This window comes from Deltaproteobacteria bacterium, from assembly GCA_020845895.1.
Classification (GTDB): Bacteria; Lernaellota; Lernaellaia; order JACKCT01; family JACKCT01; genus JADLEX01.
This window is the reverse complement of sequence record JADLEX010000060.1, coordinates 29682-46959: the sequence shown is the minus strand read 5'-3', so window position 1 is coordinate 46959 and position 17278 is coordinate 29682. Positions and strand designations below refer to the sequence as shown.

The window sequence follows — 17278 nt, the reverse complement described above, 5'->3', positions numbered from 1 at the left end:
CTCCACGCGATCCATCGCTAAGTCTCCACGCGGCGGATCAGTTCGAACGCCTCGGCGTATTCCACGCCGATCTCAAGCCCGCGATGCCGCGCCGCGTATTCGATGCCCTCGGGGCTGCGCGGATGCGGGTACGGCCGTGCCTCGCCCTCGTAATAGCGCATCGCGAGCTTCTTCTTGTCGATGGCGCGGCCGACGTCCACATACACATTCGGGCAAAACGCACGCGCGGGCGATGCGAACGCGCGTTCGGTGGACGACGCCACCTCGAAAGCGAGGACCTCGGCGGGCGCGAACTCGCCCGGGCTACGCCGCGCGGCCATCATCACCGCGTCGAAGACCACGCCGTGATCCCAGTTGTAGTCCCCCGGATGGTGCGTAAAAACGGTGTGCGGGCGGAATTCGTCAAGCAATTCGTCGATCGCCCTCGCGATCGGCTGTCGCCCCACCGTGTCGAGAGCGTTGTCGGGAAAGTCGAAGAAGCGTTGCGTGGAAAATCCGATGACGCCGGCGGCGCGGGACGACTGACCGCGCAGCGTCGCGATCTCGGCCTCGATCCGGGCGCGGTCGGCGTTCGCGTCGGCAAAACGCGAAGAGATCCCCGTCGCGATGAACGCCACGTGGGCGACCCATCCCTGGGCGACGCGCAGAGCGACCGTGGCCCCGCAGCCCAAGACTTCGTCGTCCGGGTGCGCCGCCACCACCAGCAGGGTCGGGTGCTTGTCGTTCATGCGAGTCCGTTTGGTTGCCCGTCCCTCATATAACAGGCAGCGGTGCGTGTCCACGTCCGTCAGCGGAAAAATCGTTTGACAACGGCGACATGCGCGCACGTATAATGCCGCGAACCGAACTTGATCTGGCCTGGATCTCATGGAGGTTGGACATGTCCAAGGTGGCTTCGATGCGTGTGTTGCTGGCGATTTGCCTGATCCTCGCGATGGGAGGGGCGTCCGCCGCGTGGGCGCAGAGCTATCCCGGCGGTCACGGTTTGATCCTCATCATGCCCGATCCGCACACGGCGCTTTCGCGCGGACTCGCTTACAGCGGCAGCGTCTTCCAGTCGGGCAATCACTTCCCGACGATCCAGAACATCGGCAACGTAGTGCAGACGAATCGCGCGGAGGGTTCGCTCGATATCCCCGTCACGCTCCTGCAAAAAGACGACTGGGACAACGACGCGGTGGACGTCACCGCCAAGGGCACGTGGATCAACCCGCACGCCCTCATCACCTATCCGTTCGGCAACAAGAGCGGCAAGTCGTACAAGGGTCGCGGCGTGATCCTGGGCGAGATCGACTACGTAAACGACAAGTCGGAGGTCGACGCCAAGGGCAAGGGGAACAACGGCGACCAGAACACCGAGCTCACCCGGTCGGTGCTTTCGGTTCGCGCCGGCGGTTCGTACGGCATTCTGGAACAGTGGGGCCTCGGCGCGGGATTCCGTTTCCTGCTGATGGACACGCCCGAATTGAATCAGAAAACGGGAGACAACAAGCTCAAGTCGTCGGGCGATCCCGGCTCGGGTCTGTTCGCGTTCGAGCTCGGAACGGTGGTCGAACCCATCAATCGCTGGACGATCGGCTTGTGGTACGAGGCCGGGGCGTCGGACAATCCCAAGATCAAGATCAAGGGTGAAAACGAAAACGGCGCGAAGGTGGACGACAAGACGAAGATCTACCGCGCGTACCCCGCCCAGTTCGGTCTTGGCACGGCGTACATCATCAAGCAGGCGGACAACCTGCAGCTCACGGGCGACTACATTCAGCGTCAAAACCTGGAGAAGGACGACATCGACGTCGTGCTCCGACGCCAGACCTTCGCGGTGGGCGCGAACTATCCGATCAATGGGATGTGGACGATCCGCGGCGGTCTGAACAAGGCCGACGAGAGCGGCGACGGCAAGCTGAGTACGCTGGGGCTGTGCGTGGGCGCGGGCGCCGACGTGAGCAAGGAGTTCGACGTCGACATGAACCTGGGCTACTTCACGGGCAAGGAAGAGGTCAACGACGACGACGACGCCAAGTACCAGGACATTCGGCTCGGCGTGCAGGGCGCGTACCGCTTCAAGTAATCCTTCTTCGCGAGTTCGATCGAAAACGACGCGGGGCGGTAAAAAACCGCCCCGCACGTGTTTTTGGGCGAAGAACTACAGGTACTTCTCGGCCAGGACTTCCGCGATCTGCACCGCGTTCGTCGCCGCGCCCTTGCGCAGGTTGTCGGCGACGCACCAGAAGTTCAGACCGTGCTCGACCGATTCGTCGCGGCGGATGCGCCCCACGAAGGTTTCGTCGCGTCCCACGGCCGCCACGTTCAGGGGGTACTCGCTCTTGCCGGGGTCGTCCATCACCAACACGCCCGGCGCGCTCGACCAGATCTCGCGCGCGGTCTCGGGCGACAGATCGCTCTCGAACTCCACGTTGACCGACTCGGAGTGGCAGTTGAAGGTCGGCACGCGCACCGTGGTGGCGGTCAGACGCAGCTCGGGGACCTCCATGATCTTGCGCGTTTCGTGCACCATCTTCATCTCCTCGCGCGTGTAGGCGTTGGCGAGGAAGACGTCGATCTGCGGCAGGCAGTTGAACGCGATCTGGTGAGCGAAGACCGATCGCTCCACGGGCTTCGCGTTGAAGATCGCGACGGACTGATCGGCCAACTCGCGGATCGCCCGGCGGCCCGCGCCGCTGACGGACTGGTACGTCGAGACGACCACGCGCTTGATCGGCACGCGGCGGTGCAGGGGATCGAGCGCCACCACCATCTGGATCGTCGAGCAGTTGGGGTTCGCGATGATGCCGGACTTCGTGTAGTCGGCGATCGCGTGCGCGTTGACTTCGGGCACCACGAGCGGCACCTCGGGGTCCATGCGCCACGCGCTCGTATTGTCCACGCACACCGCGCCGGCCTGCGCGGCGATGGGACAGAATTTCTCGCTGATTTTTCCGCCGGCCGAGAACAGAGCGATCTGCACGCCCTCGAAGCTTTTTTCCGTCAGTTCCTGAACGGTGACGGGTTTGCCCTTGAAGAGGATTTTTTCGCCCGCCGACCGGGCGGAGGCGAGCAGCGTCAGCTTGCCGACCGGAAAGTTGCGTTCCTCGAGCACGGCGAGCATCTGCTCGCCGACGGCGCCGGTCGCGCCCACCACGGCCACATGAAAGGTTTTGGACATCTCGATTTTCACTCCCCGAAAAGGCGGCGATCGGCGATTTGATCGCACCGAAAACGCCGCCCGAAAATTCCGCGAATCCTAACCGAACACGCCATTGCCGAACAGACCCGGATTTCCAAGTGGGACGGCGATTGGTGCGCCGTCGCTCACGGCGCGGGCGCCGCTTCCGGCGCGGGAGCCGGAGGCGCGGCCGGCGGTTCGGGCGTACCCGACTGGCGCGTCACATACCACACGATGGGACCCGAAATCGCGTACGCCATGATGAGCAGGTACAGCATCGTCTCGGGTTCCTGGAAAATGAACACCAGTAGGCCGACAAAAAAGACGAGCGTTCCGAATTTGTGCCGCCGGAACATGTCCACGTCCTTGAACCCGTAATACGGGAACGTGCTCACCATCAGCCCGGCGACGAACAGCGTCAGCAGCAGGATCAGATTGGGAATCGACGAGATGGTGCGGTCGTCGCGCACGAGGCCCATGTGGACCGAGAAGATCACCGAGAAGATCATGACGTTCGCGGCCGCGGGGATCGGAAACCCTTCGAAGTAGCGCTTCGAGCTCGTCGGCCGGATGTTGTATCGCGCGAGACGCAGCGCGCCGCATACCACGTACAGGAAGGCCACCGTCCAGCCCAGGCGCGGCGACACCGAATGGGCCAGGGCGAAGTTGAAGATGATGAGTCCCGGCGCGACGCCGAAGGTGACGAGATCGGAGAGCGAGTCGTACTGCGCGCCGAATGGCGAGGCGGAGTTGGTGAGACGCGCGATCTTGCCGTCGAGCCCATCGAGGAACGTCGCGGCGAAAATGGCCCAGGAGGCTTTCAGAAAATCGCCCTGAAACGACTTCGTGATGGCGTAGAACCCGAGCAGCAGCGAGCCGGAGGTGACGAGGTTCGGGAAGAGGTAGAATCCCCTGCGGGTGCCCTGCGTCTTGGACGCGCCGATACGACGCGCCCGCCGCAGGAATCGCGGACTGGTCTGCTGTCCCGGCTTTTTCTCCTGAAACCACATAGCGTCTCCGATCTATCGCGGCCCGGGATCGGCGGCGTCGCCGGAGTCCCAGGAACGAACGTATAGCGGGATGGGCGGGGTCGTCACCGCGTCAGTTGCCGCGCGCCGTTCGGCGATCATCGCGACCGATTCGGCGAGATGGTAGCACAGTCCCGGAGCGACCGGCACCGCGCGGCCGTTCGAGGAATCGCGCAGCACGTCGCGATACGCATCCGCGCCGTCTCCGACGACGAGCGTCGGTTCGGCCAGCGACGCGGCGAAATCGGCGGGTTTCCAGGCGCGCGGGTCCCCGTCCGAATCGGCAAGGCCGAAGCCTCCCCGGAACACCTGTGCGTAGATCTGCCCCCGTTTGGCGTCGAGACAGGCGGCCACCGGCCACGCACCGTTGAGATAAGGGAAAGCGACCGCTTCCAACGTGGTGACTCCGATCGCCGCCTTACCCGTCGCCTCGGCGAGACCGAGCACGGTCGAAATGCCGATGCGAAGCCCGGTGAACGATCCCGGCCCGATCGTGCATGCGAACAGGTCGATGTCGTTCACGCCCAGGCGCAGGTGCGCGAGCAAGGCGTCGAGCGCGACGATCAACGTCTCGGAGTGGTGCGCCGCGCCGCGCAGCGAGGTCGTCGCGAGCCGCTCGTCGCCATCGCGGAGGGCGATTTCGGCGCACGGGCCCGACGTGTCGATGGCCAGGACGATCATCGTGTGCCCGTCGCCGGCTCCGGTCTCATTCCAGCAGTCCGAAGAGCGTTCGCAACCCCGGGAAGATCCGCGCGATGTCGTTGAAGATCACCGTGAGCATGAGCCCGCCGACGAGCGCCAGGCCGAAATTCGTCACCCAGCGCAGCCCCTTTTCGGGCAGCGGGCGCCGGAAGATGGCCTCGACGGTGAAAATCATCAGGTGCCCGCCGTCGAGGACGGGGATGGGCAGCAGGTTCAGGATCGCGAGGTTGATCGACAGGATCGCGATGGTGAACAGGAACGAGAAGATGCCGACCTCCGCGCTCTTGCCCGCGAGATCGGCGATCATGATCGGGCCGCCGAGCGACTTGACGGAAACGTCGCCGGTCATGAGGTACACGAAGCCCTGCACCGTCAGCACGCTCCAGTACGCCGTCATCTCGACGCCGCGCGCGACGGCCCTGAACGGATTCACGTACCGCTCGTCCACCATCTCCGCGGCCGAATGGCTGATCCACGGATAGATGCCGGCGCGACCGTACGTGATGACGTCTCCGAGCAGATCCTTTTCCTGTTTCACGTCCGGCGTAATCGACAGCGACGTCGCCACGCCCGCGCGCTCAACGACCATGTCGAGCGGCTTGTTCGCGCTCTCCTTCACCTTTTTGCTGAAGGCCGACCAGTCGTCGATCGGCGCACCGTCGATCGACACGATTCGGTCGCCAGTTTGCACGCCGGCCTTCACCGCCGCGGAGTCGGGCACGATCTCGAAGACGTACAGGTCGCCGCGTTCGATGCCCAGCGCCGCGAGGCTCGATCCCGCCGCGACGGCGAGGCGGACCTCGGCGGACTCGGGCTTGCGATCCTTCTCTTCCAGGGCGAGCCCGCCGCGTTCGACCACGATCGTCATCTCGCCGTTCGTCCGCGCGAGTTCGCGCTCGAAGTCGTCGAGGTAACGCACGGGATGCCCGTTCGCCGATTTCACCAGATCGCCCGTGCGCAGCCCGGCCATCGCCGCGGGCGACGCGGGGTCGCGCACGCCGATGACGGGCATGTAACCGTCGGGCGCGATGCCGATGACGCCGGCGTCCTCCTCGAACTGGAAGACGTTCTTCTTGCGTCCCGCTTCGGGCGTCACGGTGAGCGACAACTTTTCGTCGCCGCGCGCGACGTCGAAGACGAGCGGCTTGCCCGCCGATTCCTCGACGATTTGGGACATGTCGTCCCATCGCGTGAGTTCGCGGCCGTCGATGGCGGTCACGCGATCGCCGGGGCGAAGGCCCGCGAGATCGGCCGCGCCGCCGTCGGTCACGTCGCCGACGAGCGTGGTGATGGTCGGGTAGCCGGCGAAGAACATCGCCGTGAAGATGACCACGGTGAGCACGACGTTCATGAGCGGCCCGGCGAAGACGATCGCCGAACGCTGCCACACCGACTTGTGCGCGAAAGAGACGGACTTGAGCTGCGCGGCGCGCTCGGCGATGGCGGAGGCGTCCAGGGCCGCGGCGTCGTGTTCGGTGATCTCCTCGTGCGGCTTCCCCGTGAGCTCCTCCAGCGCCTTTTCGCGATACATCGCCTCGTTCTGGTCGGAGCCGAGATCCGACTGGCCGAGCATCTTGACGTATCCGCCGAAGGGGATGGCCGAAAGGCGCCACTCGGTGCCCCGCCACATGCGTTTCCACAGGACCTTGCCGAAAAAGAGCGAAAACGCCTCGACGCGCACGCCGCACCAGCGCGCGACGATGAAGTGTCCCCACTCGTGCACGATCACGAGCACCGAGATCAGCACGATGAAGTAAAAAATCTTATGTCCCAGCGACAGAATCAGATCCATCGATGTCTCCGTCTAGGCATGGGCCGCGGACGCGCGTTCGGCGGGTCCGCGTTCGGCGACGAGTCGGTCGGCGAATTCCCGCGCGCGGGCGTCGGCCTCCATCACGTCGTCGAGGGTGGACAGCGCGCGGCCCGATACGGTTTCCACGCACTGTCGGTTGATCTTCGCGATATCCTGCCACGAGATGCGGCCCGCGAGAAAGGCCGCGACGGCGACTTCGTTCGCGCCGTTGAGCACGGCAGGCGCGTCGTCCGGCCCGCGCAGGGCGTCGTAGGCGAGGTCGAGGCACGCGAAGGCATCGCGATCGACGTCCATGAAGTTCAGTCGCCCCACGCGCGCGAGATCGAGGCGCGGCATCACGCCGACGAGCCGCGCGGGGTAGCTCAGCGCGTATCCAATGGGTCCGCGCATGTCGGGCACGCCGAGCTGGGCGATCACCTGGCCGTCCTGAAACTCCACCATCGAATGGATGATCGACTCGGGGTGGATCACGACGTCGATGCGCTCGGGCGGCAGGCCGAAGAGCCAGTGCGCCTCGATGACCTCGAGTCCCTTGTTCATCAGCGTCGAGGAGTCGATGGTGATCTTCGGCCCCATCTTCCACGTGGGATGCGCGAGCGCCTCGTCGAGCGTCGCCGTTTCGAGCGACGCGGCCGTGCGTCCGCGGAACGGGCCGCCCGACGCCGTGAGGATGATCCGCTCGATCTCGTCGCGGTTGTGGCCGACGAGGCTCTGGAAGATGGCGGAATGCTCGGAATCGACCGGCAGCAAGGGCACGCCGCGCAGTTTCGCGAGGGCGAGAATCAGGCGGCCAGCCATCACCAGCGTCTCTTTGTTGGCGAGCGCAACGGGTTTGCCCGCATCGACCGCCGCCCACGTCGGCTGCATACCCGCCGCGCCGACGACCGCCGAAAAGACCATGTCGGCCTCGGCGATCGTGGCGACCTCGCGGATCCCCGATTCCCCGCAGACCACGCGCGGCGCGTCGGCGCCGAGCAGGTCCCGAAGGCGCGCGGCGTCGTCGGCGTCGCGCAGGCTCACGAGGCGCGGGCGGAACTCACGCACCTGTTCGGCGACGAGATCCACGCGTCCGCCCGCCGCCAGGGCACTGACGACGTAGCGCCCCGGATGGGCGCGGACGATGTTGAGGACGTTGACCCCGATCGAGCCGGTGCTGCCGAGGATGGAAATCCGTTTCATGCGCTCTCACTGCGCGGCGATGCGCAAAGGTCCATACAAAAGAGCGTAATAATACACGATGGGCGCGGTGAAGAGGATGGAGTCGATCCGGTCCAGCACGCCGCCGTGCCCGGGCAGGAAAACGCCCGAATCCTTGACGTTCGCGCCGCGCTTGATCGCCGACTCCACCAGGTCGCCGATGGGCCCGAAGACGCCCACGAGCGCGCCGAGAATCAGGCCGTCCTGCCAGATCCAGACTTTGGAAAACCACGCCACGCCGAGGGCGAACGCGATCGTGCAGACGAATCCGCCGACGAGCCCTTCCCAGGTCTTGCCCGCGGAGACGGCGGGCCACAGCTTGCGTTTGCCCCACAGGCTGCCCGCGAAAAACGCGCCCGCGTCGCCGGCCCACGTGAGGGCAAACAGCAGAAAGAGCAGTTTGGTATTGCCCAGGCCGGGTTCGAGCCTCTTGATGGCGACGACCACGCCCAGGAGCAACCCCACGTAGACCGCGCCGAAAACGATCTTCGCGGTGGACGTATAGATCGCCGCCAGATCGCGCTCCTTGAACAGGAGTGCCGACAACGTGAGCACAACGATGGCGCAGACCGCGCCCACCGTCGCTTCCATCTCGCCCGTCTGGGAAGCCATGCATGCGAAAACGCTCGCCATCACCAGAAGTGCCTGCTCAAATTTTTGGCCCGGCATCGTCAAGCGACCGAGTTCGTACGCGCCGACCAGCGCGCCGAGCGGCAACGCGAGCGCGAGAAAATACTCGGGCTTTCCCCAGCCGACGAGCCACGCAAAAAAAGGAATCAGCGCGAGCGCCGCAACAATCTTCTTCTTGTCCATCGCCATGAAACCGTTCCTCACTTCGCCGATTCGGCGCGGATCTGCTGGCCCGTCTTGCCGAATCGGCGCTCCCGGCGCGAATAATCGAAGATCGCGGCGTGAAGCTCGGCGGGGCCGAAATCCGGCCACAGCGTCGGCGTCACGTGAATCTCCGAATACGCGAGCTGCCAGAGCAGGAAATTGGAAATACGAAACTCGCCGCTGGTGCGTACGAGCAGGTCCGGATCGGGCATGTCGTGCGTGTCGAGCGCCGAATTGAATGCCGACTCGTCGATGGCGGACGGAATGAGCGAGCCGTCTCTCGCACGTTCGGCCAGCTTGCGCGCGGCGTTCACGATCTCGTCACGCCCGCTGTACGACAGTGCGATGGTGAGCACGAGATTGCGTCCGTGCGCCGTGGCGCGGATCGTCTCGTCGATCGCGTCGCGCGTGTCCTTGGGGATGCGGTCGAGCGCGCCGATCACGTTCAGGCGCACGCCGTTTTCCAGCAGTTCGGGCAGCTCGGACTTCACGTAGCTCTTGAGCAGTCGCCACAGGCCCGAGACCTCGCCGGCGGGGCGGCTCCAGTTTTCGGTGGAAAATGCGTAGAGGGTGAGCCAGCCGATGCCGAGGCGGTGGCACTCGCGGACGGTTTCGCGGACCGCGATGATCCCTTTGCGATGTCCGAAGAGGCGATGCCGCCCGCGCTCGTTCGCCCAGCGCCCGTTGCCGTCCATGATGACCGCGATGTGCCGGGGCCGGCGTTCCGGGGGAAGCTCCATCACCTGCTGACGTGTGAGCACGCGATTCCCCCGAGAGTGAAAAACGAATCCCATATGATCGCGCCGCCATGCGGGCGACCCAAACGGACCCGTTCAGATCTCCATGACCTCTTTTTCCTTGCGCTCCGTGATCTCGTCCACCTTGCGGATGTAATCGTCGTGCGCCTTCTGCACCTTTTCCTGCGCGCGGCGCGAGTCGTCCTCGGCGATGTCGCCGTCCTTCTCGAAGGACTTGAGCGTCTCGATCGCGTCGCGGCGTTCCATGCGCACCTGGATCTTGCATTCCTCGGCGAGCTTTTTGAGCTGTTTGACGATGTCGCGGCGGCGATCCTCGGTCAGGGGCGGAAACGCGATGCGAATGACCTTGCCGTCGCTGGCGGGCGAGATGCCGAGCGTCGATTTCTGGATCGCCTTTTCGATCGCTCCGACCTGCCCCTGATCCCAGGGCACGATTACGATCAGCCGGTTTTCGGGCACGCTGACCGACGCCATCTGATTGATCGGCGTCGCCGTGCCGTAGTAGTCCACCCGGATGCCCTCGAGCAGCGCGGGGTTCGCGCGTCCGGTGCGCAGTTTGGCGAGTTCTCGGTTGAACGCGTCGATCGCCTTCTTCAGGCCGTCGTCGAGACTTTCGAGCACTTCATTCGTCATCGGTCTCTCCGATCGTCGTGCCGATCGGCTCGCCGCACAGGGCGCGCACGATGTTTCCCGGCACGGACATGTTGAACACGTTGATCGGCGTCTTGTTCTCGGCGCACAGCGAAATCGCGGTGGCGTCCATGACGCGCAGGTGTTTTCGCAGCACGTCGTCATAACTCAGCGAGTCAAAGCGCACCGCGGCGGGATTTTTCGCCGGATCGGAGTCGTACACGCCGTCCACCTTGGTGGCCTTGAACAGGCATGACGCGCCGATCTCGGCGGCACGCAGGGCGGCGGCGGTATCGGTCGAGAAAAACGGCGAACCGGTTCCGGCGGCGAGCAGCACGACGACCTTGTGGGACAGGTGCCTTCGGGCGCGCAGGCGAATGTAGGGCTCGGCGATCTGCTTCATCTCGATTGCGGTCATCACGCGGGTGGGGATGCCGAGCCGTCCGAGCGCGTCGGACATGGCGAGGCAGTTCATCACCGTCGCGAGCATGCCCATCGTGTCGGCGGTGGCGCGGTCCATGCCCTTCGAGCTGGCCGCGACGCCGCGAAAGATATTTCCGCCGCCGATGACGACCGCCAGTTCCACGCCCCGGTCGTGCACATCGCGGATTTCGCCCGCGACGCGTTCGATGACCGCCGGATCGATGCCGTAGCCGGTGTCGCCCATCAGGGCTTCACCCGACAGCTTCAGAAGGACCCGGCGCGTCTGGCCCGATCCCGGCATGGGTCAGCCGACCTCGCCGACCTTGAAGCGGATGAAGCGGGAGATTTCGATCTTCTCGCCCATCTTGGCCAGCAGGTCCGCGACGAGATCGTTGATCGTCTTTTCCTGATCCTTCACGAACTTCTGCTGGAGCAGGCAGTTGTCTTCGTAGAACTTGTGGAGCTTACCCTCGGCGATCTTGACCAGCACCTGTTCGGGCTTGCCGCTCTGCCGAGCTTCTTCCATGTAGATCGACTTCTCGTGCTCGATCACGTCCGCGGGCACATCCTCGGGCTTCACCCACTTCGGACTCGACGCCGCGATGTGCATCGCGATGTCCTTGGCCACGTGCAGGAATTCCTCGTTGCGCGCCACGAAGTCGGTCTCGCAGTTGAGTTCCACCATCACCCCGATCGACGCGCCGGTGTGGATGTAGTGACCGACGACGCCCTGGGCGGCGGTGCGCTCCGCGCGTTTGGCGCCCTTGGCGATGCCTTTCTTGCGCAGGTAATCGACCGCGGCGTCGAAATCGCCGGCGGTTTCCTCCAGCGCCTTCTTGCAGTCCATCATCCCGACGCCGGTCTGTTCACGCAGTTTTTTCACGATCTCTGCGGAAATCGTCATGGTCTTCTCCTCAAGCTGTCAAAATCGTGGAGGGCGATCAACGGCGATCGCCCGTGTTGTCGAAATTCGCCTCGTTCAGGCGTCCGAATCCTTGTCCGCTTCGGCTTCCGCGGCGGGCTCGGCGGCGTGTTCGGCCTCTTCGCCTTCCTCCCCGGGCACCACATTGCGGTGACGCACCTTGACCTCAACGCCGGGCAGGGGCTCTTCCTGAACCAACTGCTCCACCGGCCGCGAGGACCGGGAGGGCGCGCCCTTCGACGCCTGGTCGCCACGATCCTCGGCGCGGATGCGCTCCTCGAAGAAGCGGCGTCCCTCGATGACCGCATCGGCCATGGCGGTGGAGAAGAGCGTGATCGCGCGGATCGCGTCGTCGTTGCCGGGAATCGGATAGGTGATGCGCGACGGATCGCAGTTGGTGTCGACGACGGCGACGATCGGAAGGCCGAGCGAGGTCACCTCGTCCACCGCGATGTGCTCCTTGCGCGGATCGATGATGAAGACCGCGGTCGGCAGGCCGTGCATTTCCTTGATGCCGCCGAAGCTCTTGAGCATCTTCACGCGCTGCTTTTCCATGAGCAGAATCTCTTTTTTCGTCGCCTGGCCCCAGTCGCTTTTCGCGGCCATGTCCTCGAGCTTCTTGAGCTTCGTGACGGAGATCTGCACGGTCTGGAAGTTTGTCAGGAGGCCGCCGGGCCACCGGTTGTTCACGTACGGCATCTTGCAGCGCGACGCCTGCTCCGCGATCACCGTCTGCGCCGCCGGCTTGGTGCCGATGAACAGGATCGTTCCGCCCTGGGCGGCCTGCTCGGCGACGAAACGGTACGCGGCCGTGAATTTGCGGAGCGAGTGCTCCAGATTGATGATGTGAATGCCGTTCCGGTCGCCGAAAATGAACGGCTTCATCTTGGGATTCCACCGGCTGGTCTGGTGACCGAAGTGGACTCCCGCCTCGAGCATCTGCTTCATCGTGATCATGGGATCCTCCGGTTTTTCCTCCACTTCGTTCAACCCGGTCGCAAAACCCCACGCCAAGGCGTGCTAGGCACCGATGCGGCGGTCCCGAAGTGTGTGTAATGGCCCGATTTATGGGCGTTTTCGTGACACAAGACGCGTTTGACGAAGTCAAAAGCGGCGCTTCTTTAACACGGTGGCATCCCGAACGCAAGGCGCGGTCGCCTCGACGATTTCGCTAACCGGGTCGATTTTCGAAGGCCGACAGAATCGTGGACATCGGAAGGTACAATCGTCTGGGCAAGGCGTCCACGCCGACGGGGACGAAGTCGTATTTCGCGTAAAACGACGCGGCAGCTTGGTCCTTCGCGTCCACGATGACCCCGACGCATCCAAGGATCGCGGCGGCATTCACGACCCGCCGAAGGGCGTCCATGAGGAGGAGTTCCCCGAATCCACGCCCCTGCGCTCGTAAATCCACCGCGAGACGGCCGATGAGTGCCACGGGAAGCGGATACTTCGGGAGTTTCCCCTTAAGGATATCCGCGACATGTGCGGATTCGATGAGGGCCATGCCGAGCGTGTGGAAGCCAAGAATACGCGGCAATTCGGGCTCGTCATCTCTTCGCCTCAGGACGTAAGTGCGATCGATTCCCCTGGCTTCGTTTGGAAACGCGTGACGGATGAGGTAAACATCGAGTTCCGGTCGACCGCACGAGAAATCCGATTCGGTGTCCCCGATCTCGATCGGCGTGACCGTGCGTTGCTTCCTCGGCTCGTCCATTTAGCGTTCGATGCGACTCGCTGCGCGACGCAGGCGCGGGCCGGCGTTGGGCGGGCTGACGTTGAGCGCCTGAATCGTCTCGATCGCGTCGGTCGGCAGTTCGAGTCTCATCGGATTCTGAGCCCACTCGAGCGCCGCGAGTGTTGGCGTCGCAATCTCGCAGGCGGGAGACGTTGAACCCGGGTCCTTTGTGAAGAGGCGACGCCCTCGTCGAACCTCAAGCACAGCCTTGAGAAACAAGGCCAGCGCCTCATCGATGATCTGGCTCCGGCTCAGTCCCAGCTGTTTCGCCAGCTGAATAATGGCGTCGCCTCGATTGTCCGGGATGGTGGCTTCAAGCCTCATGGTTGACATACCTCTCTCCCTCATTAGTGAGGGATAATTGAGGGTACCTGATTCCGCCGGCCGTGGCAAGATGTATTCAGTCGGGAGAAACGCGCCGGACATCGACGAACAACTTGAACCCCCGCGCCAGCACATAGATTTCCCGGCTGTCCCGGCGCACCGCGTCGGGGCGGACGAGATCGACGGATTTGAACGATCGGCGGATTTCGTCGAGCCACTTTTTGGTGTCGCCGCCCTGAAAGACCTTGCACAGGAAATCGCCGCCCGCGCGCAGATGCGCCTCAGCCGCCGCCATCGCGGCGCGCGCGAGTTCCAGGCTCCGCGCCTCGTCCACGTCGCTGATGCCGGTGGTGGAAGGCGCCATGTCCGACAACACGACGTTGAACCCCGCCTCGGCGATCCGCGCGAGTTCGCCCTGTGCGTCGAAGATGCTCATGGTCAGGATCATCGCGTTTGACGCGGGGGCGGTCATCGGCGTGATGTCGATGCCGACCACGCTTCCCGACTTGCCCACCGCACGCGCGGCGTACTGCGTCCACGACCCCGGCGCGCACCCGAGATCGAGCACGGACATGCCCGGCGCGAGAATCCGATGCCGCCGGTCGAGTTCTTCAAGCTTGAAGACCGATCGCGCCGCAAAACCGGCCTTCTTGGCCTTGTCGGTGTAGTGGTCGGGCCGCCGCCGCTCGCGTTTGTTGCTGGAAACCATGGTGACTCCGACGTACGAGCCTAGCCGGTCGTGTCCGGACGGGCAACTCGAAGTCGAATCCCCGTCTCGCCGCGCGGCGCGCTTCGGGCTAAGATCACGGCTCGTTTCACGAACGGACAAATGCGACGGAGCATCATGTCGGCCAACAGTTTCGGCAGAATTTTTCGGATCACGACCTTCGGCGAGAGTCACGGCCACGCGATCGGCGTGGTGATCGACGGAGCGCCGCCGCTCGTGGCGCTCGATCTCGACGCGGTGCAGGCCGAGATGGACCGTCGCAAGCCCGGGCAGTCGGCCGTCACCACGCAGCGCGCCGAGGACGACATCGTCCACGTGTTCAGCGGGCTGTACGAGGGCAAGACCACCGGCGCGCCGATCGCGCTCGTGATCTTCAACAAGGACCAGCGCTCGAAGGATTACTCGTCCATCGCCGAGATCTTCCGCCCCGGCCACGCCGATTACACGTGGTTCAAAAAATACGGCATTCGCGATCCGCGAGGCGGGGGACGCAGCAGCGGGCGCGAAACCGCGGCGCGCGTCGCGGCGGGCGCCGTGGCCAAACAGATTCTCGCGCCGCTGGGTGTGAAGATCACGGGCCACGTGACGCGCGTCGCCGACATCCTCGCCGAAAGTTTCGATGCGAACGCGATCGAGCAGAACCCCGTTCGCTGCGCGGATGGCGACGCGGCGGCGCGGATGGCGGTCGCGATCGAAGCCGCGAAGGCCGCGGGCGACAGCCTGGGCGCGGTGGTCGAGGTCATCGCCGAGGGCGTGCCCGTGGGGTGGGGCGATCCCATCTACGAAAAACTCGAGTCGCGCCTCGCGTTCGGGCTCATGAGCATCGGCGCGATCAAGGGCGTGGAGATCGGCGACGGGTTCGACGCGGCGCTTTTGCGCGGCAGCGAGAGCAACGACGCCATGGGCACGGACGGATTTGTGACCAACCACGCGGGCGGAATCCAGGGCGGCATCAGCAACGGCGCGCCGATCGTCGCGCGCATCGCCGTCAAGCCGACGAGTTCGATTTCGCGCGAACAGCGCACCGTGGACACCGAAGGCCGGGAGCGCGAGATCCGCATCGAGGGCCGCCACGACCCGTGCATCGCGCCGCGCGTGGTGCCGGTCGCCGAGGCCATGGTCGCCCTCGTGCTCGTCGATGCATATCTCGCGTCGAAAACCGCGGCGCCAGCCTAGTCCAACTTCATGCTCTTCGTATCCCGCGCGGCGCGACCGGGCGTTCCCGGAGCGCGCGGTCGGGGAAGGTCACGCGCATCGGCGACCGTGCCGGGGATTCAGTCGAGTTCGAATTCCGCGACGGCCCGCGTGATGACTTCGACGCCGTTCTGGTTCTTCGAAACGAACTGCGTCGTGACGGTGTTTCCCTCGACCGACGCAATCGTCGCGGCGGTGGTGATGTCGTCCTCGGGATAGACCGGTTTCGCGAAACGCACCTTCAGCCTGCGCAGCGCGGTCGGGTCCCCCGCCCAGTCGGTGTGCGCTCTGGCGGTGAACGCCATCGTGCACAGGCCCTGCAGGATCGCGCCGCCGAGCCCCACCATCTTGCCGAACTCGGCGTCGATGTGGATCGGGTTGAAGTCGCCCGACGCGCCCGCGTAGTAGATCGGCTGATAGCGCCCGACACCGCTCGTCGCACAGAATATATCGCCCGCTTTCACCTCAACGGCTTTGCGTTTCATGCGTTACCCCCGCACCACGAAGGTGTACGTGCCGGTCGTGAGTAGGCGCCCGCCGACCTTCGACTCCACCTCGATCGAGATGATGTCCTTGTCGTCCTTGCGTTCGATGTTCGAGATTCGCCCGAGCGAAACGACCACGTCGCCGGGCCGGGCGGGGAAGTGGAAGCGAAAATCCTGCTCGCCGTGGACGAGCATGGCGAGGTTCAGGTCGAGCTCGCGGTCGAAGAGCGCCGCGCCCATCATGTCCTTCTGATAGACCACCGCGAACATCGGCGGCGCGACGATCCCGCCCAGCGGTCCCTTGGCCGCGGCTTCCTCGTCGAGGTAGGCCGGGTTCAGGTCGCCGGTGGCGTTCGCGAACTCGCGGATTTTTTCGAGCCCCACCACGTACTTGACGGGCCCATAAGTCCGCCCCACGAATTTCGGGTCGATCATTGCGCGCTCCCCCGTCGGAATCGTCTCACCACTAGCACCGCGAACATTGGGGCGTCAACGCGAAAACCTTTCGTGGCAGGTTTCGCCACGCGCGAAAATCCTCGGATCGCGCGGACCAAATCCGACTTGACAGTCTCTCGGCTTTACGGGTATACGGTGCGCCCCATCCGCGTCGAGGGGACGCGTCGTTTTGCGCACGAGCCCGCAGGGGTGTGAGAGGCGCAACCGCGGACGACGATCGGACGAAGCGCGAGGGCTTGACCGAAGACAAAGGCCGAGGGAGACGATCATGTACGCCGTATTTGTTACGGGCGGGCAACAGTTCAAGGCCAAGGTCGGCGACACGCTCAAGATCGAGAAGATCGAAGGCGAGGTCGGCCAGACCGTGAATTTCGACCAGGTGCTGATGGTGCGCTCGGATGACGCGTGCCGCATCGGCGCTCCGTTCGTGAACGGCGCGAAGGTCGAATCGGAGATTCTGGAGCAGGAACGGCGGCCCAAGGTCTACGTCGTGAAATACAAGCGACGCAAGGGCTACCAGAAGAAGAACGGCCATCGCCAATACTACACCAAGATCCGCGTGAAGAGCATCGCGGGCTGACGGACTCGGGGTAAACCATGGCTCACAAAAAAGCGGGCGGATCTTCGCGGAACGGACGCGACTCGGCGGGACGGCGCTACGGCGTGAAGTCCTACGGCGGCGAGTTCATCTCCGCGGGCACCATCATCATCCGGCAGCTCGGCACGGTGATTCACCCCGGGCGTAACGTCGGCGTCGGCAAGGACTGGACGCTCTTCGCCAAGGTGGACGGCCTCGTGACCTTCGAGCGCAAGGACAAGAAGCGCAAGCAGGTCAGCGTGTACCCGATCGAGCAGCCGGGATCGAAGGTCGAAGCCTAAAACCG

At 64.5% G+C, this 17278-nt stretch carries 21 protein-coding genes; 4 read left to right on the top strand and 17 right to left on the bottom strand.

Going from position 1 to position 17278, the window contains the following annotated elements:
* Window positions 1-17 precede the first annotated feature (17 nt).
* Window positions 18-728, bottom strand: coding sequence for a PIG-L family deacetylase (locus IT350_08720; GenBank protein ID MCC6158125.1), 711 nt, complete (start codon window positions 726-728; stop codon window positions 18-20).
* Between the two features lie 152 nt (window positions 729-880).
* On the opposite strand from IT350_08720, the gene IT350_08715 reads away from it, so the two are divergent.
* Window positions 881-2068, top strand: coding sequence for a hypothetical protein (locus IT350_08715; protein ID MCC6158124.1), 1188 nt, complete (start codon window positions 881-883; stop codon window positions 2066-2068).
* Between the two features lie 75 nt (window positions 2069-2143).
* On the opposite strand, the gene IT350_08710 is transcribed toward IT350_08715, so the two are convergent.
* The 14 genes from IT350_08710 to IT350_08645 form a co-directional block, all read right to left on the bottom strand.
* Window positions 2144-3163, bottom strand: coding sequence for an aspartate-semialdehyde dehydrogenase (locus IT350_08710; GenBank protein MCC6158123.1), 1020 nt, complete (start codon window positions 3161-3163; stop codon window positions 2144-2146).
* 146 nt (window positions 3164-3309) lie between these two features.
* On the bottom strand, window positions 3310-4173 hold the full coding sequence (gene pssA / locus IT350_08705; GenBank protein ID MCC6158122.1) for a CDP-diacylglycerol--serine O-phosphatidyltransferase: 864 nt from the start codon (window positions 4171-4173) through the stop codon (window positions 3310-3312).
* 12 nt (window positions 4174-4185) lie between these two features.
* The gene (gene tsaB, locus IT350_08700) at window positions 4186-4872 is read right to left on the bottom strand and encodes a tRNA (adenosine(37)-N6)-threonylcarbamoyltransferase complex dimerization subunit type 1 TsaB (protein ID MCC6158121.1); all 687 of its coding nucleotides are present in this window, start codon (window positions 4870-4872) and stop codon (window positions 4186-4188) included.
* Between the two features lie 25 nt (window positions 4873-4897).
* Window positions 4898-6685 (bottom strand): RIP metalloprotease RseP, encoded by a 1788-nt coding sequence (rseP, locus tag IT350_08695; GenBank protein ID MCC6158120.1) that lies wholly within the window; start codon window positions 6683-6685, stop codon window positions 4898-4900.
* 12 nt (window positions 6686-6697) lie between these two features.
* Window positions 6698-7885: a 1-deoxy-D-xylulose-5-phosphate reductoisomerase gene (locus IT350_08690; protein ID MCC6158119.1), complete on the bottom strand. Its 1188-nt coding sequence runs from the start codon at window positions 7883-7885 to the stop codon at window positions 6698-6700.
* Between the two features lie 6 nt (window positions 7886-7891).
* The gene (locus IT350_08685; protein MCC6158118.1) at window positions 7892-8722 is read right to left on the bottom strand and encodes a phosphatidate cytidylyltransferase; all 831 of its coding nucleotides are present in this window, start codon (window positions 8720-8722) and stop codon (window positions 7892-7894) included.
* Between the two features lie 11 nt (window positions 8723-8733).
* Entirely contained in the window at window positions 8734-9531 is a 798-nt protein-coding gene (locus IT350_08680) for an isoprenyl transferase (GenBank protein ID MCC6158117.1), read from the bottom strand.
* Between the two features lie 39 nt (window positions 9532-9570).
* Entirely contained in the window at window positions 9571-10128 is a 558-nt protein-coding gene (gene frr / locus IT350_08675; GenBank protein MCC6158116.1) for a ribosome recycling factor, read from the bottom strand.
* Window positions 10118-10849 (bottom strand): UMP kinase, encoded by a 732-nt coding sequence (locus IT350_08670; GenBank protein ID MCC6158115.1) that lies wholly within the window; start codon window positions 10847-10849, stop codon window positions 10118-10120. Before IT350_08670 ends, frr begins: the two co-directional genes overlap by 11 nt.
* 3 nt (window positions 10850-10852) lie before the next feature.
* A complete protein-coding gene (tsf, locus tag IT350_08665) occupies window positions 10853-11452 on the bottom strand; it encodes a translation elongation factor Ts (protein MCC6158114.1) in 600 nt (199 codons plus the stop codon).
* A gap of 75 nt (window positions 11453-11527) precedes the next feature.
* Window positions 11528-12427: a 30S ribosomal protein S2 gene (gene rpsB, locus IT350_08660; GenBank protein ID MCC6158113.1), complete on the bottom strand. Its 900-nt coding sequence runs from the start codon at window positions 12425-12427 to the stop codon at window positions 11528-11530.
* 214 nt (window positions 12428-12641) lie between these two features.
* Complete coding sequence (locus IT350_08655) at window positions 12642-13187, bottom strand: GNAT family N-acetyltransferase (protein ID MCC6158112.1); 546 nt, start codon at window positions 13185-13187, stop codon at window positions 12642-12644.
* Entirely contained in the window at window positions 13188-13532 is a 345-nt protein-coding gene (locus tag IT350_08650; GenBank protein MCC6158111.1) for a hypothetical protein, read from the bottom strand.
* Between the two features lie 76 nt (window positions 13533-13608).
* Entirely contained in the window at window positions 13609-14241 is a 633-nt protein-coding gene (locus tag IT350_08645) for an RlmE family RNA methyltransferase (protein ID MCC6158110.1), read from the bottom strand.
* Window positions 14242-14376: 135 nt separating this feature from the next.
* Between IT350_08645 and aroC the strand changes: the two genes are divergently transcribed.
* The gene (gene aroC, locus IT350_08640) at window positions 14377-15435 is read left to right on the top strand and encodes a chorismate synthase (GenBank protein ID MCC6158109.1); all 1059 of its coding nucleotides are present in this window, start codon (window positions 14377-14379) and stop codon (window positions 15433-15435) included.
* Window positions 15436-15533: 98 nt separating this feature from the next.
* Here aroC and IT350_08635 read toward each other — a convergent pair whose 3' ends face one another.
* Window positions 15534-15938: a hypothetical protein gene (locus tag IT350_08635; protein MCC6158108.1), complete on the bottom strand. Its 405-nt coding sequence runs from the start codon at window positions 15936-15938 to the stop codon at window positions 15534-15536.
* Between the two features lie 3 nt (window positions 15939-15941).
* Window positions 15942-16373 (bottom strand): MaoC family dehydratase N-terminal domain-containing protein, encoded by a 432-nt coding sequence (locus IT350_08630; GenBank protein MCC6158107.1) that lies wholly within the window; start codon window positions 16371-16373, stop codon window positions 15942-15944.
* 289 nt (window positions 16374-16662) lie between these two features.
* On the opposite strand from IT350_08630, the gene rplU reads away from it, so the two are divergent.
* Window positions 16663-16974, top strand: coding sequence for a 50S ribosomal protein L21 (gene rplU / locus IT350_08625; protein ID MCC6158106.1), 312 nt, complete (start codon window positions 16663-16665; stop codon window positions 16972-16974).
* A 17-nt stretch (window positions 16975-16991) separates the two neighbouring features.
* Window positions 16992-17273 carry a 50S ribosomal protein L27 gene (gene rpmA / locus IT350_08620; GenBank protein ID MCC6158105.1) on the top strand — a complete coding sequence of 94 codons (282 nt, stop codon included), beginning with the start codon at window positions 16992-16994 and terminating at the stop codon, window positions 17271-17273.
* The last annotated feature ends 5 nt before the right edge of the window (window positions 17274-17278 follow it).